Here is a 22,501-nt window from a genome sequence, read left to right on the forward strand (position 1 = left end):
TTAGAAATAATTCCGTAGAATTTTTTTAAAAAAAGGAGATACAAACAATAAAATCTTATTTTTAAACAAAAAAAGTCTGATATAAGAATAGAGATCTAATGGCAGATTTACAATAAGAGCTACTAAAGGTCTTAGTGATAATGAAGACTAGTTTGCGTCGTATTACTTTCTTTAGCTGAGGCATTAAAAGCAGTGTTTACATAAAAAGCAACACATATAAAACCTACCACAAAAATAATAACAAAAAACACGAGTAATTTTTTAGAATTATACATAATGAAAATGCTACTGACTTAGCGAATGGGGTTCACTAACAAAGATAATATAATTTTAAGTTTATTTTAACATAAAAGGTTTAAATAATTGTAAAATAATTTCAAAATAGACTTGCTTCTTTACGCATTCTTAACAAAACATTAAACAGATATTTACTTCATTTCAATTAATAACTGTAATTTTAGACCAGATAAAAACAATAAATGACAAAGAGAAAAAAGAAAAAAGGAGGAAATAAAATAAAAAACCTTTCTAATAGTATACTTAGCATACTGAGAAAAAACAGTTCTCAAAATTTTAATTATAAGCAAATAGCGGCCAAACTAGAAGTAGATGACGCTAATAGTAGAAATCAGATTATAAAAGCTTTATCAGAATTAGCAGGAAAAAAGCAAATTATTGAAGCCGAGAGAGGTAAATTTCAAATTAACGGAAGCACCGATTATTTTGAAGGTAAACTCGATATGACCACTAGAAAAGATGGTTATGTGATTGTAGAAGACCTGGAAGAGGATGTATATATCCCACAAAAAAGTTTAAATAAGGCCTTAGATGGTGACTTCGTTAAGATATACGTTTATAAAAGACGAAGAAATGGAAAGAACGAGGGAGAGGTGGTAGAAATTATCAAGCGTAGCAAAATCCAATTCGTAGGGAAATTGCAAGTGCATGAAAATTTTGGTTTTGTACAAATACAAAGTCCAAAAATGTATACTGATATTTTTATTCCCAAAGAAGAAATTGGCGATATTAAAGATGGCATGGTTGTCTTGGCCGAATTAAAAGATTGGCCAGAAAAAGCAGATTCTCCCATTGGTAAAATTATAGAAGTCCTGGGTGAAGCTGGAGCGCATGAAACCGAAATGCAATCTATTTTAGCTGAAAACGGACTCCCGAGAGAGTTTCCTAAAGAAGTAGAAGACTTTGCCAATAAAATAGATACTTCCATTCAAGAAAAGGAAATTAAGAAGCGTCGCGATATGCGCGATACCTTAACCTTTACGATAGATCCCAAAGATGCTAAAGATTTTGATGACGCGTTAAGTTTTAAAATTTTAGAAAATGGGAATTATGAAGTAGGAATTCACATTGCAGATGTTTCACATTACGTGCAACCTGGCAGTATTCTGGATGACGAAGCTTACGAGCGCGCCACTTCCATTTATTTGGTAGACCGCGTAGTGCCTATGTTACCAGAGGTTTTGTCTAATAATGCGTGTTCTTTGAGACCCAATGAAGAGAAATATACGTTTTCTGCGGTGTTTGAAATTGATAAGAAAGCGAAAGTGGTAGATCAATGGTTTGGAAGAACCGTTACCTATAGCGATGCGCGTTTTGCGTACGAAGAAGCACAGTTTATTATAGAAAATAATTCGGGAGATATTCCGGCAGATATATCTATTCAAGACAAAAAGTATTCTACCACGCCAGAGATTGTAAAGGCGGTAGTTACTTTAGAAGAACTCGCCAAAGTTATGCGTAGAGAACGTATGAAAAGCGGAGCTATTTCTTTTGATAAGGTAGAGGTGAAGTTCAATTTAGATGAAAATAACGATCCTATTGGCGTTTACTTTAAAACGGCAAAAGAAGCCAATAAGCTTATTGAAGAGTTTATGTTGTTGGCCAATAGAAAAGTATCAGAATTTATAGGAAAACAAACGCCTAAGAAGACTTTTGTATACCGTTGTCACGATGAACCCAATGACGATAAATTGGCAGCTTTAGAAAAGCTAGTCGGTAAATTTGGTCATACGCTCAACCTAAAAGATAAAAAATCTATTTCTACTTCCTTAAACGGTTTGTTAGAAAATGTACAAGGTAAAAAAGAGCAGAATTTGGTAGATACGCTTACCATTCGTACCATGAGTAAAGCCTATTACAGCACAAAAAATATTGGACATTACGGGTTAGCATTCGACTATTATTCGCATTTTACCTCGCCTATACGACGTTATCCAGATGTGATGGTGCATCGTTTATTGCAACGTTATTTAGACGAAAAACCTTCTGCTAGCCAAGAAGAATATGAAGAAAAATCTGCACATTGTAGCGATATGGAAAACTTTTCGGTGAGTGCCGAGCGCGATTCCATTAAATACATGCAGGTTAAATTTATGCAAGACCATGAAAACGAACAATTTTTGGGCGTAATTTCTGGAGTTACCGAATGGGGAATCTATATAGAAATTGAACAAAATAAGTGCGAAGGAATGGTAAAGCTAAGAGATATTAAAGAAGACCATTTTGATTTTGATAAAGAAAATTATGCCATTGAAGGCCGTAAAACAGGCAAAATTTACCAATTGGGAGACGAAGTGTATGTAACGGTAAAAAATGCAGATTTGGTGAAGCGACAATTAGACTTTAACTTAGTGGGGAGTAAACAAGAAGTAGAGCAGTAGGATTATAATTCGTATCATTTGGGCGTTCAGCTTTTACCAAAGCTGCGGGCTGTACACTGTAACTTTTTTTGTGAGGAATCTATAGAATAGAACTTGTTGTATAACGGGTTTTATTCATTTTATACCAGACTGCTTTTTCGAAATACAAAAAAAGGTTGCCGTTGTCATCCCTAACGCAAAAAAAATAAAATTATGAAAAAAATAATAGTATTAGTAGTTGTAGCTATTTCCGCGTTCAGCGTAAAAGCACAAGAAGAAATTCTTATTGATAAAGATTTTCAAGAAATCAAGATTTTTGATAAAATCGAAGCCATTTTAATTCCCTCTTCAGAGAATAAGATCATTGCTAGCGGTTTTGATAAAGATGAAATTACCGCCGAAGTAAAAGGAGATGTGTTGCACATAAAACTTTCTTTAAGCAACATTTGGAGTGAGAATGACACCCAGGTAAAAGTGTATTACAAAAACATTCATACCGTAGATGTAAATGAAGGTTCTTTCGCTGAGTTGAAAGAATTTAAAGGCGATAAACTTGTTTTAAGAGCCCAAGAAGGCGGTAGAATATATGCGGTTGCCCAACTTAAAGAATTAGAGATTAAGGCGGTTACCGGTGGCGAAATAGAGACTAAAGGTTCTACAGAGGATCAATTGGTAGAAATTAGAACTGGTGGACGTTACGAAGCAAAAGAAATGCATTCCAAAAATACCGATGCGAATCTGAAAGCTGGTGGATACGCAGAGATTTTTGTCACCGATTATTGTAAAGCCAAAGTAACTGCTGGAGGAATGATAGCGGTTTATGGAGATCCTAAAAAGTTGGATAAAAAAACCAGTTTAGGAGGAAAGATTAAGAAACGCTCTTAATCATTTCTAATCGCTATCTTTGTATTTAGAATAAACCACTTATGCTTCAAGATATATTTGCAGCCATTCCTTTAGGGATTTTTTTAGCATTTCTTTTAGGTCCTGTATTTTTTGTATTACTAGAAACTGCTGCTATCAAAGGCTTTAGAGCAGCTCTATGTTTTGATCTTGGGGTGATTATAGCCGATATTGTTTTTCTTTCTATTGCTTATTTTAGTACCAATAAATTATTAACCAGTATCAAAGATGATCCTGCTTTATTCATTTTTGGAGGAGCAATCTTAGCGACCTATGGTACGATTACCTATGTAAAAGAGAAAAAAGCGCTTCCAAAAACCGAAGGGGTTGAAGTTAGAAAACTTAAAAAAAGTGATGTACTGGGCCTTATGGTAAAAGGTTTTTTACTCAATTTTGTGAATATAGGAGTCTTGGGATTTTGGTTAGGACTCATCATTGTATTTGGGCCGCAGTTAAAAATGGATCCAGACCGACTTTTGGTTTTCTTTAGTACCGTATTGCTTACTTACTTTGTCATAGATCTTTTAAAGATTCTATTGGCTAAAAAGCTCAACCATAAACTCACACCCAAACGAATTTATCTCTTTAAAAAAGCTATAAGTATTCTCATTATTGTATTTGGAGCCATCTTAATCAGTAGGGGATTGTTTCCTTCAGAATTAGAACAACTGGAACATCAAATGGAAAATATTATGCCAGAGAAATCCAAATAAAAACACAACGAGAGCTAAAAAGCAAAAAACCCTCGAGATTTCGAGGGTTTTTTTGGAGGTGTCGAGCGGATTCGAACCGCTGTAGATGGTGTTGCAGACCACTGCCTAGCCACTCGGCCACGACACCTTATTTTAATAAGGACTGCAAATGTACTAATTTTTATGAAAAAGAAACAACTTATCTTTCTTTAGATAATATAATTGTAACTTTTTCTACGTCGCCTCCTAAAGGCGGATTAATTTTGGATACTTCCACTTCGGCAAAAGTTACTATATCATCTTCACTTAAAATACGCGTTAAGATACGTTCGGCCACGTGTTCTAAAAGTTTTGAACGTTTGGCCATTTCCTCTTTAACCACTTTGTTAAGGTGCACGTAATCTACGGTATCTTTGAGCTCATCACTTTCTGCCGAAGGACTTAAATTCGCTTTTACCGTTAGGTTAACGCTGTATTCACTCCCAATTTTTCCTTCTTCTTCCAAACAACCATGGTTGGTAAATACGCGAATGTTATGTAGTGTTATTTTTCCCATTTTATTTTTAAGTATCAATAAATCAAAGATAATTATTTTTAACCACCTATTAGTTTTTCCCCTATAATTCCTACCAAAAAGCCAATATTGGCGCCAAAAGCAGGCAACCATTTTTTATCCAATTTAGCCGAAGGTGCAATATCTTCAAAGATAAGATAAAGAATTCCGCCGCTGGCAAAGAGCATAAGTCCAGAAGTGATTTCGGGTTGATCTTGTAAAAAGAGATAGCCAATAAGGGCGCCCACAATACCAGAAAAACTCAAGAGAAAGAGAACCACTAAGGCCTTTTGACTTTTAAAACCACTTTCGGTGAGGTCTTGATAAGAATTAAAGGCTTCCGGTAAATTCTGCATCCCTATAAAAATAGCCAAGAGCGTTCCGGTTTGGGTATCGGTGGCAAAAATGGCTCCTAAGGCAATAGCTTCAGGAACAAAATCCATTAACATGGCTAACAACTGACTCATTTTTCCGCCTTTTTGAGCTAAATATCGGTCTAAAATTAAAAAAGTAGTCGAACCAAGTAAAAATATAACCGCTGTAGGAATTACTGAAAGTTCCTCCATACCTTTAGGAACTAAGACTAAAGCTAAGGCAGAAACAATGATTCCGCCACCAAAAGCGGTAATAAAGTGGTTGAATTCTACTTTATAAGTATAGTGTTGGAATTTAGCTAGATATAGTTTGGCTAGTATTCCGCCAAGGAAAACCGTAATTCCAGAGATTCCCGAGTAAAGAATAATTTGAAAAACATCATCCATAAACTTTTATTTTACTAAAATTACAATTCATATTTAAACTATAAAGTCTTAAAAGAGCGAATTTTTAAATAACTTTGCGCATATTGAATATTAGTTATGACAGAAGAAAGAAAACCACTGAATTTTATAGAGCAAATTATTGAAGAAGATCTTCAAAATGGGTATGAAAGAGAGGAACTTAAATTTCGTTTCCCTCCAGAGCCTAACGGGTATTTGCATATAGGACATGCGTCCTCCATCAATCTAAATTTTGGTTTGGGATTGCGCTATAATGCTCCTGTAAATTTACGTTTTGATGATACAAATCCCATCAAAGAAGAGCAAGAATTTGTAGATGCGATTAAACGCGATGTGGAATGGCTTGGTTTTAAATGGGAGAAAGAATGCTATGCTTCAGATTATTTTCAGCAGCTTTACGATTGGGCGGTAGCCATGATTAAGAATGGAGATGCGTATGTAGATAGTCAGGCTTCAGAACAAATAGCCCAACAAAAAGGAACTCCAACGCAGCCGGGAAGTGCGAGTCCGTATAGAGATCGTTCTGTAGAAGAAAATTTAAGTCTTTTTGAAGCCATGAAAAATGGGGAAACGGCAGAAGGAGCGCATGTGTTGAGGGCTAAAATTGATATGGCTTCTAGCAATATGTTGATGAGAGATCCTGTGATGTATAGAACCTTGCATAAAGCGCACCATAGAACGAATAACGATTGGAAAATTTACCCGATGTACGATTGGGCACACGGAGAAAGTGATTTTATAGAAAGCGTTTCTCACTCTTTTTGTACCTTAGAATTTTTACCGCATAGAGAATTATACAATTGGTTTTTAGAAAAAGTAAATCAGCCAAAACAACTTCAGCCTAAGCAACGTGAGTTTGCGCGTCGTAATTTAAGTCATACCATTGTGAGTAAACGCAAATTGGCTCAGTTGGTAGAAAAAAAGGTGGTAGAATCTTGGGATGATCCAAGAATGCCTACTATTTCTGGCTTACGCCGAAGAGGGTACACAGCAAATTCCATTAAAAAATTCGCAGAAACCATTGGCGTAGGAAAACGTGAAAACGTCATTGATATGTCGCACTTAGAGTTTTGTGCACGTGAAGATTTAAATAAAACAGCTAGCCGAGTGATGGCCGTTTTGGATCCTTTAAAAGTGGTAATCACCAATTATGAAGAAGGAGCTGAAGAATGGTTGGAAGCCGAAAACAATCCAGAAGATGAAACCGCTGGAAGCAGAGAGGTTCCATTTTCTAAAGAAATTTATATAGAGCAAGCCGATTTTAAAGAAGAAGCTAACCGTAAATTTTTCAGGTTAACACTTGGGAAGGAAGTACGTTTAAAAAATGCGTATATCATTAAAGGAGAATCGGTAGTAAAAGATGACGATGGAAACATCGTAGAAGTACATTGTACTTACGATCCTAAAAGTAAAAGTGGTAGTGGTACCGAAGAATCTCAACGTAAAGTAAAAGGGACCTTGCATTGGGTTTCTATTCCGCATGCCGTAAAAGCAGAAGTTCGCTTATACGACCGTTTATTTACGGTAGAATCACCAGATGCTGATAAAGACAAAAAATTTATAGATTTTGTAAATCCAGATTCGTTACAAACCATTGTAGGTTATGTAGAGCCTAGCTTAAAAAATGCGAAAGAATTAGAGCATTTTCAATTTCAACGTATCGGTTATTTTTGTGCAGATCAATCTACCAGTTTAGAAAAGCCTGTCTTTAATAGAACCGTAAGCTTACGTGATTCTTGGGTAAAAAAATCTAATTAAGAATATTTTAGCATACTAATCTTTTATATTAACCGGTTATTAACAGCTATTGCTGTTTTAGTTATCTATATTTGATAAAATACTAATATTAACCAATTATAACAATAGAAATGGCAAATACAGGAAATACGCTTTTAGCCTTAATTACAGGTGCAGCAATTGGAGCAGGAGTTGGACTTTTATACGCTCCAGAAAAAGGAGAAGATACTAGAAAGAAGCTTAGTAAAGAAGCTAAGAAAGCAAAGAACAGATTAGATAAGCAGGTGAGTGAAACGAGCAAGCACTTAAGTGAATCGGCTAAAAATGCAAAACATAATTTTGAATCTAAATTAGATGAGACTTTATCTTCTGCAAGCTATAAAGCTGATGATATTTTGTCTGCAATGGAAGGAAAATTAGAAGAGTTAAGAGCAAAGAATGCTAAATTTCATGCGGAAAGCAAAGTAGATGAGTTAAAAAATAAAGCCAAAAATGCAATTAGCTAAATAAATTTATGTCAATAAACAACCTTACTAACCACATTGATGAACTTAATAGTAATGCTCAAGCGTATATTGAGAGTACGCTTGAATATTATAAGTTAGATGTTTTCAAGAAAGCAACCAAAACATCGGCTGCTGTTGCTAGGTTTTTAGTCGTAGGGAGTATTTTTCTATTATTTTTAGCATTTATTTCTGTCGGCTTCTCTATCTTAATAGGAAAAAGTTTAGGAAGTTTGAGTTACGGTTTCTTCATTGTAGGTGGTGTTTATTTTCTATTATTTTTATTAGTGCTCATTTTTGGAAAAGCATTTTTTAGTAAGTTGCTCCTAAAGAAAATGTCTAAATCAGCTTTTAATGATAGTGGAGATGAGGATGAATCATTAGAAGAAGAACTTTATAACAACTAGAATATGAAAATTTACAATTCTTATGAGGAAGTAGATCACGATTTGAAGATTTTAAAACTTCAAATGCAGATTAATAAACAGAAGATGAAGATTAATGTAGAGGAAATTAAGGAAGATTTTTCTCCTATTTCTATCATTAGTGGGATTGCAAGTTCTATTGCTAAGAAAGCATTTGTATTAAAAGCAGTAAGTAAAATTTTGGGTTCTAGTAAACCCAATGTATTGAAAAGATAAAAAAATCCTGAGTTTGTAGCTCAGGATTTTTTTTTGATTTAATATTCTAAATTGTCTTGATCTTCTTGCGGAGGTTTCTTATAATTTTTATCTTTCTTATTCACAATTCCTTTCGCTCTATTTCGTTCTTTCATTTTCTCTCCAATTTGATTGGAAGCAGAAAAAGAAGCAATCATATTATTAAGCATTTCACTGCCTGCCTGCGGAGAGTTTGGAAGTAAAATCAAGTTGGTATCGGTTTCGCTACCAATAGATTGTAACGTATCGTAATGTTGAGTCACGACAATCAAAGCCGAAGCTTCTTGCGAATTGATGCCTACATTGTTTAATACATCTACAGATTCTTCTAAACCACGTGCAATCTCTCTACGTTGATCTGCAATACCTTGTCCTTGTAAACGCTTGCTTTCCGCTTCAGCTCTAGCTTTAGCGACAATTTTAATTCGGTCAGCTTCTGCTTCATATTCTGCAGCTACTTTTTCTCTTTCAGAAGCATTAATGCGGTTCATGGCTTCTTTTACTTTCACATCGGGATCAATATCGGTCACCAAGGTTTTAATAATATCATACCCATAATCACTCATCGCATCGTTTAATTCTTCTTTTACTGCGATAGCAATGTCGTCTTTACGTTCAAAAACGTCGTCTAACTTCATTTTAGGCACTTCTGCGCGCACTACATCAAATACATAGGATGTAATCTGATTTTGAGGATTTTCTAGCTTATAAAACGCGTCATATACTTTATCCTTAATCACTTGAAATTGTACCGAAATCTTTAAATGAACAAATACGTCATCTTTTGTTTTCGTTTCTACAATCACATCTAATTGCTGAATTTTTAAGTTGACTCTTCCCGCGATTTTATCAAAAATCGGAATTTTAAATTGTAAACCCGAATGCCTAATGCTTAAGAATTTCCCGAAGCGTTCTACCACGGCAGCAGTTTGTTGCTTTACCGTAAATATCCCTGTAACAATGATGATTAAGCCAAAGAAAATGACAAAACCCAATAAAAATGGTCCCATAAATAATTTTAAATTAAAATGAATTATCCTCTAAAGATAATTGTTAATTTTTTAACTACCCCTTTATAAACTACTTTTTTAAATGCTTTTTCCTTTTAATCCTAATGCAAAACCACCCCTTAGTCTAAACTATACTTCTGAAGGTTTTGAAAACCCTACATAGCTTAAGCTTAGTACACATAATGTCCTATAATTTTATAATCGAACAAAACATCTTCCAAAACCTGTCCAGCCCCAATATTATGCACAATTTTATACCTCTTTAAGTCTGTGGTTTTTTCATCACTAACCACCCCAATATGGGTCTTTCCGCCTCCCAAACTCCAGCAGACAATATCACCAGGGAGATAATCTTTTGGATGATCACTGATGGGTTTCTCTGTTCCTTTTCTTTTAAGAAATACCATTAAATTAGGCACTCTTCTGTGGTCTATATTGGTATCGGTGGATTTTAGTCCCCATAGATTTGGATATTTGTCAAAATGCGCTTTCATATCTTGATGCACCAACTCCTGCAAATCAACTTCTAAATCTCGGTAGGCTCGTATCACAACATCGGTGCAAACTCCTTTATTGGCAGGGACATCACCGTTGGGATAATCCATAGAAAAGTAACTAGGATCGTAGGTCACTTGTTGCGCTGTAAGTGTTATAGCGGCGGTAGCTAATTGCTGCGCTTTAGTTTCAGATTGTGAAAAGCAGGAAAGAGAAACAAAGACTAGAATGCAAAAAAATATTCCTTTCATAACGAGACGTTTTAACGAGAACTCGAGAGATGAAAGGAATATTGTATGTGAAAATTTTATGCTTGCGCGATGGCAAATTCAATTCTGTTGATGCTTTCTTCTTTTCCTATAAAAGAAAGGATATGAAATAGATCTGGTCCTTTCATCGCACCTACCAAAGATAGTCTTAAAGGTTGCATCACTTTTCCAAAACCTATTTCTTGAGAAGTAATCCAAGATTTAAGTTCGTGTTGAACATGTTCTTGAGAGAAATTAGACATCGACTCTAATTGGTGAATCACCTGTCTCATAATCGCAGAAGTGTCTTCTTTCCATGCTTTTTTGTAAGCTTTGGCGTCAAACTCTGTAGGAGCTTCAAAATAGAAACTGCTTAGCTCCCAAAAATCACTCACAAACGTAGCTCTTTCTTTAATGGTCGCCACCACTTCTATCACTTCTTCTTGCGAGGGAGTAAGGCCTTTTTCCTTTAGGATTTTACTATATTTTTTAGCTAAGGCGGAATTATTTTCTAACTGTAAATATTGATGCTGAAACCATTTTGTCTTTTCTGGATCAAATTTAGAACCCGATTTAGAAACGTGCTCCAAACTAAAAGCTTCTATTAATTCATCTAAAGAATACATTTCTTTTTCTGAGCCTTCTCCAGCATTCCAACCTAAAAAGGCAAGCATATTAATTACTGTTTCAGGCAAATATCCATCTTCACGGTATCCAGAAGCTAGATCTCCCGTTTTTGGGTCTTTCCACTGTAAAGGAAATACGGGGAAACCTAATTTGTCTCCATCACGCTTGCTTAGTTTTCCTTTTCCCGTAGGTTTTAAAATAAGCGGTAAATGAGCAAACTTAGGAGCTTCCCAACCAAAAGCCTTGTATAGTAAAACGTGTAAAGGCATAGAGGGTAACCATTCTTCCCCACGAATCACATGGCTTATTTTCATCAAGTGGTCATCAACAATATTGGCTAAGTGATACGTTGGCATCCCGTCGCTTTTAAAAAGCACTTTATCATCCAATACACTCGTATCTATTTGAATACCGCCTCTAATTTGATCAGTCATATGCAAAATTTCAGAAGAAGGAGATTTAAACCTCACGACGTAAGCTTCTCCAGCATCCAATTTTTGTTGCACTTCTTCCGCGCTAAGCGAAAGCGAATTGGTTAATTTTAAGCGATTATGCCAGTTATAGATAAAGGTCTTTCCTTGAGATTCGTGTTCTTTTCTATGGGCATTTAACTCCTCTGCAGCGTCAAAAGCATAATATGCATTTCCGCTATCAATAAGCTCTTGCGCATAGTTTTTATAAAGCTCTTTACGTTCACTTTGTCTATAGGGCCCGCAGTCTTTTTCTTTCCCAGGTCCTTCATCATAAGGAATGTTACACCAAGCAAGGGCTTCTTTTACATAATCTTCGGCTCCTTCTACATAACGCGTCTGGTCGGTGTCTTCTATACGTAAGATAAAATCTCCGCCGTGTTTTTTTGCAAATAGATAGTTAAAAAGTGCAGTTCTTACACCACCAATATGTAAAGGCCCTGTGGGACTTGGAGCAAATCGTACTCTTACTTTTTGTGCCATGATTATTTTTTTGGCAAATATACTATGTTCTTTAGAAGTAAACGAATCGTCTAAGGCTTGTATGGATTGTTTTTATGTTTTTTTGACAGCTTATCTCCTTAAATAGCACTCAAGCGATGAGCTTCTTCATTTTAACATTGTAGCTAAAGTAAATTATGTACTTTTAAGGGTTATAGACGAAGGAGTCAATTTTTATGAACAACTACCAACATATTCAACAAAAATTAGAAGGTTTTATTAGAAAGTTTTACATCAATGAACTTTTAAAGGGCGTCATTTTATTTTTTGCTATCGGCTTGATTTACTTTTTAATGACCGTCTTTTTAGAATATTTTCTATGGCTTAGTTCTTTAGGCCGAAGTATTCTTTTTTGGTTGTTTATTGGAGTAGAGGTGGCCTTATTTATTAAATTTATCCTGATTCCTATAAGCAAATTGTTCAAGCTTTCTCGCGGAATAAGTCATGAAGAAGCCTCGCAAATGATAGGGAAGCACTTCCCGCAGGTAGATGATAAACTTTTAAATGTGCTCCAGTTACAAAAGGAGAAGCATTTGCAAGATTCAGATCTTTTGCTGGCGAGTATCGAGCAGAAATCTAAAGAATTGCAACCGGTACCTTTTACTACCGCCATTAATTTTAAAAGCAATGTAGGTTATCTTAAGTATGCGATTATTCCGCTGGCTATTTTTTTAGCGATTTATATTTCTGGGAACGAGCAGTTATTTTCTGATAGTTATGCTCGCGTAGTGAATTACGAACGCGAGTATGAACCACCCGCGCCTTTTGCTTTTCAGTTGGATGAAAGCAAACTTCAGGTGAAAGAAAATGAACAAGTCAGCCTTAAAATTACCACGCAAGGAAAAGTAATTCCGGAAACGGCAAAAATACATATTCAAGAAAAAGATTATATTTTAAAACAAGTGGCACCCGGAGTTTTTGAATACACGTTTACACGGATTAAAAACAACACGAATTTTTACTTGAGTTCTAACGAGGTTACTTCTAAATCTTATCAAATTGAAGTGACGCAAGTGCCAACGCTGGTCGATTTTAAAATGCACCTAGATTACCCTGCGTACATCAACCAACCCGATGAAGTGATGGAAGGAACCGGAAACGCGACCATCCCCGAAGGAACCAAAGTGAAATGGCAACTTACGACGAATGCTACCGATGAGGTTAGGCTAGATGGCTTGGATAGTTTATATGCTTTTAAAAAGCAAAACCATAAATTTGTATTGGAGAAAAGCATCTATCATTCTTCAGATTATGCGGTGGTGAGTTCCAACGCTTCCTTAAAAGATTACGAGAAGCTTTACTATTCTCTAAAGGTAATTAAGGATCAATTTCCCAGCATTCAGGTGGAGAAAAAGGAAGATTCTGCACAGGCGGCTATTCATTATTTTAAAGGAGTAATCACCGATGATCACGCGATTACCAACCTCCAAATTGTGTATTATCCTGTTCGGGATCGTAAAAATTTGAAGACAAAAAAACTTCCGTTTAACGGAAAAGATTACGCAGAATTCTTTTATCAATTTCCGAATGAGTTAGACTTAGAAAAAGGAGTTCCTTACGAGTTTTACTTTATTGTAACTGATAATGATGCGGTGCACCACTATAAATCTAAAAAGAGTAAAGTATTTGGTTACCAATTACTTACTAATAAAGAAGAAAAAGAAAGAAATTTAGAGAACCAAGAGAATGCGATGCAAGGAATGAGCGAATCCCTGCAAGAAATGAAATCACGTAATAAGCAGTTAAAAGAACTTGACCAGTCACAACGAGAGAAAAAGCAGCTCAATTATCAAGATAAGGAAAAGCTAAAAAACTTTACGGAACGTCAGCGTCAACAAGATGAATTGATGAAGTCTTATACCGAGAAGATGAAGCAAAACTTGGAAGATTTGAAAACCAATGATCCTTTAAAAAAGGAATTGGAAAAACGCTTAGAAAAGAGTCAGAAGGAGATGGAAAAAGACAACAAACTCTTGGAAGAATTAGAAAAATATCAAGAGAAGTTAAATAAGGAAGATTTGCATAAGAAAATGGAAGAGTTGTCTAAACGCAATACGACGCAACAAAAATCTTTAGAACAATTATTAGAGCTTACCAAAAGGTATTATGTAGAGCAAAAAGCAGAAAAAATAGCTTCGGATTTGCAAGAACTCGCGAAAGAGCAAGAGAAATTAGGCTTGGAAGAAAAAGAAAACACTTCGGAAGCTCAGGAGGAATTGAATAAAGATTTTGAAGACATTCAGAAGCAAATGGATGAACTTGAAAAAGAGAATGAAAAGCTTAAAAGTCCTATGGATATTCCTAGGGAAGAAAGCCAAGAAGATGCGGTAAAGGAAGATCAAGATGATGCGAAAGAAAATCTAGAGAAGAGTGAGGAAGAAGAGGGAAAAGAAAGTGCTCCTTCCAAAAAATCGGCTCAGAAAAAGCAACAATCTGCTGCTGAAAAGATGAAACAAATGTCTCAGAAGATGAAATCGGCGATGGCTCAAGGCGGACAAGAACAATTGGAAGAAGATGCCGAAATGCTGCGTCAAATCCTAGAAAACCTGATGAGTTTTTCTTTTGAACAGGAAGATCTGATGCTTCAGTTTGAAAAGTTGAATGATAACAGTCCGCGTTACGTACGGAACTTAAAGCAACAACAAACCTTAAAAGAAAACTTTAAGCATGTGGATGATAGTTTGTTTGGTTTAGCCTCTAGAAATCCTATGATTTCAGAAAATATTACTTCGGTAATTACCGATATTAATTTCAATATAGATAAAGCCTTAGAGCGATTTGCAGATAATCAAATTCCTAGGGGAGTTGCAAGTCAGCAATACGTTTTTAAAGGCGCCAATGATTTGGCGAATATGTTGAATGAAAGCTTGGAGCAAATGCAAATGCAAATGAATGCTCAGGGCGAAGGGGAAGGCTCTTCTGGAAAAGGAAAAGAAGGCGAAGGACAAGGTGCCGGTTTTCAACTAAAGGACATCATTAAGAAACAGGGAGAACTTGGCGAGGAAGCTGGTGAAAAAGGAAAGAAACCTGGAGAAGGAAAACAAGGTCAATTTCCAAACGGAAAGAAACCCGGAGCAGGCGAAGGAGGCGAACAAGGAGAAGGCGGACAAAAGCCTGGCGAAGGAAAAGATGGAAACCAAGGGGAAAACGGACAGCAACCCGGGGAAGGTAAACCGGGAAGTCAAGGAGAAAACGGAGAACGTGGAGGAAACGGAGAATCTGAAAAAATGAGTAAAGAATTGTTTGAGATATTTAAGGAACAACAATCTCTGCGTATGCAGTTAAATGATATGATTAAACAACAAAATTTGGGTCCAGAAGCTAAACGTTTATCGCGCGCTATGGAGCATATTGAGGATGAGTTACTCACCAAGGGGATAACTAAAAATACGGGCACCAAAATGAAGCAAATAGAACATCGGTTATTAGAGATGGAGAATGCGATGCTACAACAAGGAGAAGAACAAAAAAGAACTTCAGAAACCAACGATAAAGACTTTACGAATGAAGCTAGTTCACTTAAAACAAAGGCTAAAGATTATTTTAATACGACCGAAATATTAAATAGACAAGCCTTACCTTTGCAAAAAAATTATCAAGAGATTGTAAAAGAATACTTTACCGAGAAAGAATGATACAGTTTTTTAGTGAAAATGAGTTTATTTTATCAGAAGAAATGCATTATGAAAAGTGGGTTTCTACTATCATAACATCTGAAGGATTTTCAGAAGGGGAAATCAGTTATATATTTTGTGATGATGACTATTTATTAAAACTTAATAAAGACTATTTAGATCACGATACGCTTACCGATATCATTACGTTTAACTACAATATGGGGAAACAAATTAATAGTGATATTTATATTTCTACAGAGCGACTTACCGAGAATGCGAAGGACTTTCATGTAAGTTTTGAAGATGAGCTTCGACGAGTGATGAGTCATGGGATTCTCCATCTATGTGGTTTTAATGATAAAACCCCAGAAGAAGAAGAGACTATGAGGGAAAAGGAAAATGAAAAAATGAAAATGTTCCACGTGGAACAATAGAAAAAAACACCTATGTTTTTAGAAGAATATGATGTGATTGTTGTAGGAGGAGGCCACGCGGGAAGCGAGGCTGCTGCTGCTGCTGCAAATATGGGAAGTAAGACTTTATTAATTACCATGAGTCTCCAAAATATAGCTCAAATGTCTTGTAATCCCGCTATGGGCGGAATTGCAAAAGGACAGATTGTGCGAGAGATTGATGCCTTGGGAGGTTATAGCGGAATTGTAAGCGATACGAGTGCCATTCAGTTTAAGATGTTGAATAAAAGTAAAGGGCCTGCCATGTGGAGTCCGCGAGTGCAAAGTGACCGGATGCGTTTTGCTGAAGATTGGCGATTGATGCTAGAGAAAACTCCGAACCTAGATTTTTATCAAGAGATGGTTTCGGGATTAATTATAGAGGGGGATGAAATCAAAGGAGTGAAAACTTCTTTGGGAATTGAAATTAAATCTAAATCGGTTATTCTTACCAATGGAACTTTCCTAAACGGTCTTATACATATTGGAGATAAAAACTTTGGTGGAGGTAGAGCAGGAGAAAGAGCGGCCACAGGAATTACCGCCGACTTGATTGAAATGGGTTTTGAATCTGGAAGAATGAAAACAGGAACACCCCCAAGAGTGGATGGTCGTTCTTTAGATTTCTCTAAAATGATTGAACAACCTGGAGATGCCATTCCTGCTAAGTTTTCTTATTTGGATATTACCAAGCCCTTAGAGAAACAACGCTCTTGCCATATGACGTATACTTCTACATTGGTGCACGATGTTTTGCGCGAAGGTTTTGATCGCTCTCCCATGTTTAATGGAAGAATTGAAAGTGTAGGACCTAGGTATTGCCCAAGTATAGAAGATAAAATTAATCGCTTCGCCGATAAAGACCGTCACCAACTCTTTGTAGAACCTGAAGGTTGGAATACGGTAGAGTATTATGTAAATGGTTTCTCTACTAGCTTACCAGAAGATGTACAATACAACGCATTAAAATCTGTAGAAGGATTTGAAAAGGTCAAATTTTTTAGACCGGGATATGCGATAGAATACGATTATTTTCCACCTACACAATTAAGACATACTTTAGAAACCAAGTTGGTTAACGGACTTTATTTTGCAGGTCAAATTAATGGAACTACAGGTTATGAAGAAGCCGCTTCTCAGGGTTTAATGGCTGGGATTAATGCTGCTTTAAAAGTACAAGAACGGGAAGCTTTTACCTTAAAGCGCGATGAGGCGTATATAGGTGTTCTTATTGACGATTTAATCACCAAGGGTACAGAAGAGCCTTATCGTATGTTTACTTCGCGTGCAGAATATCGTACGCTGTTGAGGCAGGATAATGCCGATTTCCGTTTAACGGAAAAGTCTTATCAAATTGGATTAGCCGGGGAGAAACGATTAAAACGAATGGAGGAGAAGAAAGAAGCTTCTTTGGGATTTGTTGACTTCTTTAAGAAAACCAGTGTGACGCCAGAAGAAGCGAATCCGGTGTTGGAAAGTAATAATTCTGCTCCCGTAAAACAGAGCGGAAAAATGTTTAAGCTTTTTGCACGGCCTAATATTTCTATGGACGATGTAAGAAAATTTGAGTCGGTGGAGAACTATGTTCAAGAACATCAACTAGATCAAGAAGTGTTAGAGCAAGCCGAAATTCAAGTGAAATATTCGGGTTATATTAATAAGGAAAAGAACAACGCTGATAAACTCCATCGATTGGAGAATTTAAAAATTCCCGCTAATTTTGATTATTCACCTATACAGTCGATGTCTTTAGAAGCGCGTGAGAAGTTGAATAAAATTCAGCCCACAAGCGTTTCTCAAGCTTCAAGAGTAAGCGGGGTGAGTCCGGCAGATATTTCAGTATTATTGGTATATTTGGGTAGATAATGAAACATGTTCCACGTGGAACATTAGGTTTTATGAAAAAGTTTTTAATAATAATTAGCGGTTTTTTAATATTGAGTAGCTGTATATCTATACATAAAGCTGAACGTATTGAGAACTATAAATTATCTACTAAAAAAATTAATCAAGTTGACTTAACCTCTTATGTGATTCAATATTCAGGAAATGGAATGAGGCATTTTGAAAATATGTATCAACGTTTCTTTGATGTTGAAGATCACTTTTCTATTTACGAACTTGAGACAACTTCTCTTTTTGGCTCTGAAAAATTTAAAGTTTTTAGTCACTTTGATCAGGACTATGATAAAAGCTTAAGTATTTTTGATGTTATAGATTCTGCTCAAGAATCTAAAAAGACTCAACAAGAAAAAGATAGAGATAAACCCTATAAAGATAGAAGAGAAGAACAAGATAGAAAAAATAATAAAGTGGAGTATGTTTACATTCAAATTATGGGTGAAGATGGGCAAGATATTTTAGCAGAAAAATCGATGCGAAAGGATGCTATTCTACAAAAACTGCATCAACTTAGAAAACAATTAAATCGTTAATGAATACTACTGACCATATTTTTCTTACTTGTAAAGATCATAGCGTTTCTGGAGAAAATTTTGAATTGATCTGGAACGAACATCAGGATATTCTAATTACAAGTCCGCAGCCTTCATTAGAAGATTTACCTAATTATTACGAAAGTGAAGATTACATTTCCCATACCGATGCTTCCAAAACTTTAGTTGATAAAGCTTATCAATGGGTTAAAAGAAGAATGCTCTCCAAAAAGCTTCAACTTATCAATTCTTTTTCTACTGAAGAAAAAACACTTTTAGACGTAGGAGCAGGAACCGGAGATTTCTTACATTTTACCTCGCAAAAGGATTGGAAGGTAAGTGGAGTAGAACCTAATGAAAAGGCTAGAAAATTAGCAAAAGCTAAAGGAATTGATTTATTTGAAAATTTAGATGCAGTCAAGAATCAACAATTTGATGTGATTACTTTATGGCATGTTTTAGAACATGTGCCAAACTTAGAAGAACAGATTCAACACTTAAGAAGCTTGCTTCAGCCAGACGGAGTTTTAGTAATTGCAGTTCCTAATTTTGAAAGCTACGATGCGCAACATTATAAAGAGTATTGGGCAGCTTATGATGTGCCCCGACATTTATGGCATTTTTCTAAAAAGGGAATTACTAGAATTTTTAAAGAACATGAGATGGAGTTGAAACAGGTAGAACCTTTAAACTTCGATTCTTTTTATGTAAGTTTGCTATCCGAAAAGTATAAAAATAATGCCAGCCATCCGCTCAAAGCTTTTAGTGTAGGATTAAAAAGTAATCTAAAGGCAAAATCCACTAAAAATCACTCTTCGCTCATTTATTGCTTCAAAAAACTAAAATAAAGCCATTTCCAACGCGTTTTAAGCTTTAGGATACTTCTACAAGCAATTTTTTTAAAAAACAGCTTAAAGTACTTACAATGCTTTAGTTTTTAATAAGTATTATTTATTGATTTTAAAATACATATAGTTTTTAAAGATACTTCATTTTTCGTCTGATTTTTATAGAATACTTATTACTTTAGCGAAAAATTTTAATAGAATGAACATGAAGAAAATCATCCTTTTCGTTTTCGGAGCTGTAGTATTATCATCTTGTAACCAAGAAAAAACGGCTTACGTAAATAACACCAAATTGATTCAAGATTTTAAAGAAATGAAATCTACGGAAGCAAGGTTCACCAAAAAATCTGATAAGCTTAAAAAAGAATTAGATTCCGTTGCGATGCAGTTTCAAAAAGAAGTACAAGCTTACCAAGAGCAATCTACTTCTATGTCTGCAGCTGAAAAGCAAGAGAAAGAATCTATGTTGATGCAAAAGCAACAACAATTACAGCGTCAGCAACAAATGCAAAGCAACCAATTAAGAGAAGAAAGCGATGTGGTCATCGATTCTTTAATTACCAATGTAAAAGATTTTGTGGCAGATTACGGGGAGAAAAATGGATATACCTATATTTTTGGATCTAACGAGTCGGCTAACATTATGTTTGCTAAAGAAGGAAAAGACATTACCGAAGAAGTTTTAAAAGCTTTAAATGAATCGGTTAAATAATTGACCATTTATAATGAGACAGACAAAAAGCTCGCTAAATAGCGGGCTTTTTTTATGATGTTTCACGAAATTGAGATCTGTTTCTAGTTCATGACATTCATGAATTGAGTATCTCAAAAAATTTTACTCTTTAAGATGAAGTAATCGGGTGAGTTTAATAGACAAATCAGCCAAAGTTATTTTAGAATTTACATTGCGTTCAATATGATAAATCGCTTTCTCTATCTCTTCGGTAATCTGTATAATATTGGTGCCGTGCACAAAAGGCGCAAATTTTCTGAGTTCAAATCCCGGAGTTTCGGGTTCTAAGTAAACCAAAGATTGACTGTTGTAATTGTACAGCATCGCCTGCCTAAAAAAGTCTAGGCAGTAATATAAAAACCTTTTTTGAGTCTCTCTTCCAGTGGCAGCAATATCTTCGCTCCACTGCAAGATGTCTTTAATCGCAGCTTTATTTCCTTTGGCTTTAAAAGCAGACCTTACCCAAGTGATGAACCAAGTTTCGAAGATATCCTCACTTTCGTGTTGCTCTATCATGCGCAAAGCTTGTGTATAGCTTCCTTCAGACTTATGTGCGATTTTTAACGCTTCTGCAGGAGCAATTCCATTTTCTTCTAAAGCTTTAGCAATTACTTCTCCTCCTAGAGGCGGAAAATGCAAAGCTTGACAACGCGAACGTATGGTTTGTAGAATTTTTTCTTCATTTTCGGTAATTAAAATGAAGATGGTTTTCTCTGGCGGCTCTTCAATGAGTTTTAAAAGCTTGTTGGAGGCAGGAATGTTAAGTTTGTCGGCTTCCCAAATGATCATCACTTTATAACCACCTTCGTAAGATTTTAAACTCAGTGTTTTCAACACATTTTGGGCGTCTTTTACACTTATGTTTCCTTGTTTATTTTCAATTCCCAATTTTTGATACCAGTCAAAAACACTTCCGTAAGGAGAAGCCAAGACAAATTCTCTCCATTCTCCTGTAAAATCTTCCGCAGTAGCGTTTTTCTTTACCCTATCATTATTTGCCACCGGATAAGTGAAATGTAAATCGGGATGTGCAAGTTTTTTAAAAGCGGTATGACAAGCTTCTTTGCGTTCATTCTTAGAGCACAATACATATTGCGCATAAGCAATCGCCATAGGCAAGGTGCCGCTTCCGGTCTTTCCTACAAAAAGCTGGGCGTGAGGTATTCTTCCGCGATCTACGCTAGTGGTAAGATGCTTTTTAATGTAGTCTAATCCTAAAATTTCTGAAAATAACATAGAAGAGCGAAATTAACCAAAAATTAATTTATTTTCGGACTTGCTACCTCCAAATGTTATAAATATTTAACTTTGAAAAAAACTTTTCATGAAAACACTTAACGACTTTAATTTTAAAGATAAACAAGCCCTTGTTCGCGTAGATTTTAATGTTCCTTTAAACGATGATTTTGAGGTGACCGATGCAACCAGAATTCAATCGGCTAAAAAGACCATTACTAAGATTTTAGAAGATGGCGGGAGCGTGGTTCTAATGTCGCATTTGGGAAGACCTTCTGGAAAAGAAGACAAGTATTCTTTAAAGCATATTGTAAATAAAGTGTCTGAGGTTATTGGCGTTCAAGTAAAATTTACTGAGGATTGCATAGGAGATAAAGCCTTGGAGGCGTCTAAAAATCTTAGCAACGGAGAAATTCTTATGCTAGAAAACCTTAGGTTTCATGAAGAAGAGAAGAAAGGAGATGAGGCTTTCGCCGAAGCGTTATCTCAACATGGAGATATTTATGTAAACGATGCTTTTGGTACAGCACATAGAGCGCATGCTTCTACTACTGTAGTTGCAAAGTATTTTGAAGATAAATGCTTCGGATTTTTACTCGCCAAAGAAATAGAAAGTATCAATAAGGTGTTTAATTCTAACGAAAAACCAGTTACGGCAATTTTAGGTGGTGCAAAAGTGTCTTCTAAAATTACGGTGATCGAAAATATTTTAGACAAAATAGATCATTTAATTATTGGCGGCGGGATGACGTTTACCTTTATTAAAGCTCAAGGCGGAAATGTGGGAAACTCCTTAGTAGAAGATGATAAATTAGAATTGGCTTTAGATATCTTAAAGCAAGCCAAGGCTAAAAATGTAAAGGTTCACTTACCAGTAGATGCGATTGTAGCCGATGCATTTTCTAATGATGCTGCAATAAAAACAGCAAAAATAGACAAAATTTCTGATGGATGGATGGGATTAGATGTTGGCGAGGAAACCAATGAAATTTTTGCTGAAGTGATTGCAAAATCTAAAATTATATTGTGGAACGGACCTTTAGGAGTCTTTGAAATGCCTAATTTTGCTAAAGGAACCATCGCTTTAGGAAATGCGATTGCTAAAGCAACAAAAGCGGGTGCTTTTTCGTTAGTAGGCGGAGGCGATAGCGTTGCAGCAGTGAAACAATTTGGTTTTGAAGATAAAGTAAGTTACGTCTCTACAGGAGGTGGCGCGATGTTAGAAATGCTAGAAGGAAAATCTTTACCAGGGATTGAAGCCATCAAAAAAGAATAATACCAAATTGAATACGACATTACGTAGTCAAATTGGTATAAGGAACAATTTTTGTTGAAACTATAGAAAA

Annotated in this window: 20 protein-coding genes and 1 tRNA gene; 14 read left to right on the forward strand and 7 right to left on the reverse strand. The window is 35.6% G+C overall.

Going from position 1 to position 22,501, the window contains the following annotated elements; genetic code table 11:
• Positions 1-479: 479 nt before the first annotated feature.
• The 3 genes from rnr (at position 480) to RBU60_RS02895 (ending at position 4,273) form a co-directional block, all read left to right on the forward strand.
• Positions 480-2,678: a ribonuclease R gene (rnr, locus tag RBU60_RS02885; protein WP_308863159.1), complete on the forward strand. Its 2,199-nt coding sequence runs from the start codon at positions 480-482 to the stop codon at positions 2,676-2,678.
• Between the two features lie 192 nt (positions 2,679-2,870).
• Positions 2,871-3,542, forward strand: coding sequence for a head GIN domain-containing protein (locus tag RBU60_RS02890; RefSeq protein WP_308863160.1), 672 nt, complete (start codon positions 2,871-2,873; stop codon positions 3,540-3,542).
• Positions 3,543-3,583: 41 nt separating this feature from the next.
• Positions 3,584-4,273 carry a LysE family translocator gene (locus RBU60_RS02895; protein WP_308863161.1) on the forward strand — a complete coding sequence of 230 codons (690 nt, stop codon included), beginning with the start codon at positions 3,584-3,586 and terminating at the stop codon, positions 4,271-4,273.
• Positions 4,274-4,326: 53 nt separating this feature from the next.
• On the opposite strand, the gene RBU60_RS02900 is transcribed toward RBU60_RS02895, so the two are convergent.
• The 3 genes from RBU60_RS02900 to RBU60_RS02910 form a co-directional block, all read right to left on the reverse strand.
• Positions 4,327-4,400 (reverse strand) — tRNA-Cys (locus RBU60_RS02900).
• 51 nt (positions 4,401-4,451) lie between these two features.
• Positions 4,452-4,808 (reverse strand): dihydroneopterin aldolase, encoded by a 357-nt coding sequence (gene folB / locus RBU60_RS02905; RefSeq protein ID WP_308863162.1) that lies wholly within the window; start codon positions 4,806-4,808, stop codon positions 4,452-4,454.
• 38 nt (positions 4,809-4,846) lie between these two features.
• A complete protein-coding gene (locus RBU60_RS02910; protein WP_308863163.1) occupies positions 4,847-5,566 on the reverse strand; it encodes a ZIP family metal transporter in 720 nt (239 codons plus the stop codon).
• A 96-nt stretch (positions 5,567-5,662) separates the two neighbouring features.
• Here RBU60_RS02910 and RBU60_RS02915 point away from each other — a divergent pair, with 96 nt between their 5' ends.
• From RBU60_RS02915 to RBU60_RS02930, 4 genes are all read left to right on the forward strand, one after another.
• Positions 5,663-7,342 carry a glutamine--tRNA ligase/YqeY domain fusion protein gene (locus tag RBU60_RS02915; RefSeq protein ID WP_308863164.1) on the forward strand — a complete coding sequence of 560 codons (1,680 nt, stop codon included), beginning with the start codon at positions 5,663-5,665 and terminating at the stop codon, positions 7,340-7,342.
• A 110-nt stretch (positions 7,343-7,452) separates the two neighbouring features.
• Positions 7,453-7,827, forward strand: coding sequence for a YtxH domain-containing protein (locus RBU60_RS02920; protein ID WP_308863165.1), 375 nt, complete (start codon positions 7,453-7,455; stop codon positions 7,825-7,827).
• A gap of 8 nt (positions 7,828-7,835) precedes the next feature.
• Positions 7,836-8,231, forward strand: a complete 396-nt coding sequence (locus RBU60_RS02925) for a phage holin family protein (protein WP_308863166.1) — start codon at positions 7,836-7,838, stop codon at positions 8,229-8,231.
• A 3-nt stretch (positions 8,232-8,234) separates the two neighbouring features.
• Entirely contained in the window at positions 8,235-8,465 is a 231-nt protein-coding gene (locus RBU60_RS02930) for a DUF6327 family protein (RefSeq protein ID WP_308863167.1), read from the forward strand.
• Between the two features lie 38 nt (positions 8,466-8,503).
• Here RBU60_RS02930 and RBU60_RS02935 read toward each other — a convergent pair whose 3' ends face one another.
• The 3 genes from RBU60_RS02935 to gltX form a co-directional block, all read right to left on the reverse strand.
• Complete coding sequence (locus tag RBU60_RS02935; RefSeq protein ID WP_308863168.1) at positions 8,504-9,493, reverse strand: SPFH domain-containing protein; 990 nt, start codon at positions 9,491-9,493, stop codon at positions 8,504-8,506.
• Between the two features lie 170 nt (positions 9,494-9,663).
• Positions 9,664-10,239 carry a DUF1287 domain-containing protein gene (locus tag RBU60_RS02940; RefSeq protein ID WP_308863169.1) on the reverse strand — a complete coding sequence of 192 codons (576 nt, stop codon included), beginning with the start codon at positions 10,237-10,239 and terminating at the stop codon, positions 9,664-9,666.
• 56 nt (positions 10,240-10,295) lie between these two features.
• Positions 10,296-11,816: a glutamate--tRNA ligase gene (gene gltX, locus RBU60_RS02945; protein ID WP_308863170.1), complete on the reverse strand. Its 1,521-nt coding sequence runs from the start codon at positions 11,814-11,816 to the stop codon at positions 10,296-10,298.
• A gap of 194 nt (positions 11,817-12,010) precedes the next feature.
• On the opposite strand from gltX, the gene RBU60_RS02950 reads away from it, so the two are divergent.
• The 6 genes from RBU60_RS02950 to RBU60_RS02975 all read left to right on the forward strand — a co-directional run bounded on the left by RBU60_RS02950 (position 12,011) and on the right by RBU60_RS02975 (position 19,898).
• Positions 12,011-15,469, forward strand: coding sequence for a hypothetical protein (locus RBU60_RS02950; RefSeq protein WP_308863171.1), 3,459 nt, complete (start codon positions 12,011-12,013; stop codon positions 15,467-15,469).
• Positions 15,466-15,885 carry an rRNA maturation RNase YbeY gene (ybeY, locus tag RBU60_RS02955; RefSeq protein WP_308863172.1) on the forward strand — a complete coding sequence of 140 codons (420 nt, stop codon included), beginning with the start codon at positions 15,466-15,468 and terminating at the stop codon, positions 15,883-15,885. The genes RBU60_RS02950 and ybeY overlap by 4 nt, the downstream gene beginning before the upstream one ends.
• Before the next feature lie 12 nt (positions 15,886-15,897).
• Complete coding sequence (gene mnmG, locus RBU60_RS02960) at positions 15,898-17,769, forward strand: tRNA uridine-5-carboxymethylaminomethyl(34) synthesis enzyme MnmG (protein WP_308863173.1); 1,872 nt, start codon at positions 15,898-15,900, stop codon at positions 17,767-17,769.
• A gap of 32 nt (positions 17,770-17,801) precedes the next feature.
• The gene (locus RBU60_RS02965; protein ID WP_308863174.1) at positions 17,802-18,338 is read left to right on the forward strand and encodes a hypothetical protein; all 537 of its coding nucleotides are present in this window, start codon (positions 17,802-17,804) and stop codon (positions 18,336-18,338) included.
• The gene (locus RBU60_RS02970) at positions 18,338-19,186 is read left to right on the forward strand and encodes a class I SAM-dependent methyltransferase (RefSeq protein WP_308863175.1); all 849 of its coding nucleotides are present in this window, start codon (positions 18,338-18,340) and stop codon (positions 19,184-19,186) included. The genes RBU60_RS02965 and RBU60_RS02970 overlap by 1 nt, the downstream gene beginning before the upstream one ends.
• A gap of 199 nt (positions 19,187-19,385) precedes the next feature.
• The gene (locus RBU60_RS02975) at positions 19,386-19,898 is read left to right on the forward strand and encodes an OmpH family outer membrane protein (RefSeq protein ID WP_308863176.1); all 513 of its coding nucleotides are present in this window, start codon (positions 19,386-19,388) and stop codon (positions 19,896-19,898) included.
• Between the two features lie 123 nt (positions 19,899-20,021).
• On the opposite strand, the gene RBU60_RS02980 is transcribed toward RBU60_RS02975, so the two are convergent.
• Positions 20,022-21,155, reverse strand: a complete 1,134-nt coding sequence (locus RBU60_RS02980; RefSeq protein WP_308863177.1) for a DNA polymerase III subunit — start codon at positions 21,153-21,155, stop codon at positions 20,022-20,024.
• A gap of 88 nt (positions 21,156-21,243) precedes the next feature.
• On the opposite strand from RBU60_RS02980, the gene RBU60_RS02985 reads away from it, so the two are divergent.
• Positions 21,244-22,431, forward strand: coding sequence for a phosphoglycerate kinase (locus RBU60_RS02985; RefSeq protein WP_308863178.1), 1,188 nt, complete (start codon positions 21,244-21,246; stop codon positions 22,429-22,431).
• The last annotated feature ends 70 nt before the right edge of the window (positions 22,432-22,501 follow it).

Origin of the sequence: Mesonia profundi (assembly GCF_031085155.1) — a bacterium.
GTDB classification, from domain to species: domain Bacteria; phylum Bacteroidota; class Bacteroidia; order Flavobacteriales; family Flavobacteriaceae; genus Mesonia; species Mesonia profundi.

Excerpts from the sequence above, each read along its gene's own strand:
- rnr (WP_308863159.1), top strand. The coding sequence starts at position 480 with ATGACAAAGAGAAAAAAGAAAAAAGGAGGAAATAAAATAAAAAACCTT.
- RBU60_RS02890 (WP_308863160.1), top strand. The coding sequence starts at position 2,871 with ATGAAAAAAATAATAGTATTAGTAGTTGTAGCTATTTCCGCGTTCAGC.
- RBU60_RS02895 (WP_308863161.1), top strand. The coding sequence starts at position 3,584 with ATGCTTCAAGATATATTTGCAGCCATTCCTTTAGGGATTTTTTTAGCA.
- folB (WP_308863162.1), bottom strand. The coding sequence starts at position 4,808 with ATGGGAAAAATAACACTACATAACATTCGCGTATTTACCAACCATGGT.
- RBU60_RS02910 (WP_308863163.1), bottom strand. The coding sequence starts at position 5,566 with ATGGATGATGTTTTTCAAATTATTCTTTACTCGGGAATCTCTGGAATT.
- RBU60_RS02915 (WP_308863164.1), top strand. The coding sequence starts at position 5,663 with ATGACAGAAGAAAGAAAACCACTGAATTTTATAGAGCAAATTATTGAA.
- RBU60_RS02920 (WP_308863165.1), top strand. The coding sequence starts at position 7,453 with ATGGCAAATACAGGAAATACGCTTTTAGCCTTAATTACAGGTGCAGCA.
- RBU60_RS02925 (WP_308863166.1), top strand. The coding sequence starts at position 7,836 with ATGTCAATAAACAACCTTACTAACCACATTGATGAACTTAATAGTAAT.
- RBU60_RS02930 (WP_308863167.1), top strand. The coding sequence starts at position 8,235 with ATGAAAATTTACAATTCTTATGAGGAAGTAGATCACGATTTGAAGATT.
- RBU60_RS02935 (WP_308863168.1), bottom strand. The coding sequence starts at position 9,493 with ATGGGACCATTTTTATTGGGTTTTGTCATTTTCTTTGGCTTAATCATC.
- RBU60_RS02940 (WP_308863169.1), bottom strand. The coding sequence starts at position 10,239 with ATGAAAGGAATATTTTTTTGCATTCTAGTCTTTGTTTCTCTTTCCTGC.
- gltX (WP_308863170.1), bottom strand. The coding sequence starts at position 11,816 with ATGGCACAAAAAGTAAGAGTACGATTTGCTCCAAGTCCCACAGGGCCT.
- RBU60_RS02950 (WP_308863171.1), top strand. The coding sequence starts at position 12,011 with ATGAACAACTACCAACATATTCAACAAAAATTAGAAGGTTTTATTAGA.
- ybeY (WP_308863172.1), top strand. The coding sequence starts at position 15,466 with ATGATACAGTTTTTTAGTGAAAATGAGTTTATTTTATCAGAAGAAATG.
- mnmG (WP_308863173.1), top strand. The coding sequence starts at position 15,898 with ATGTTTTTAGAAGAATATGATGTGATTGTTGTAGGAGGAGGCCACGCG.
- RBU60_RS02965 (WP_308863174.1), top strand. The coding sequence starts at position 17,802 with ATGAAAAAGTTTTTAATAATAATTAGCGGTTTTTTAATATTGAGTAGC.
- RBU60_RS02970 (WP_308863175.1), top strand. The coding sequence starts at position 18,338 with ATGAATACTACTGACCATATTTTTCTTACTTGTAAAGATCATAGCGTT.
- RBU60_RS02975 (WP_308863176.1), top strand. The coding sequence starts at position 19,386 with ATGAACATGAAGAAAATCATCCTTTTCGTTTTCGGAGCTGTAGTATTA.
- RBU60_RS02980 (WP_308863177.1), bottom strand. The coding sequence starts at position 21,155 with ATGTTATTTTCAGAAATTTTAGGATTAGACTACATTAAAAAGCATCTT.
- RBU60_RS02985 (WP_308863178.1), top strand. The coding sequence starts at position 21,244 with ATGAAAACACTTAACGACTTTAATTTTAAAGATAAACAAGCCCTTGTT.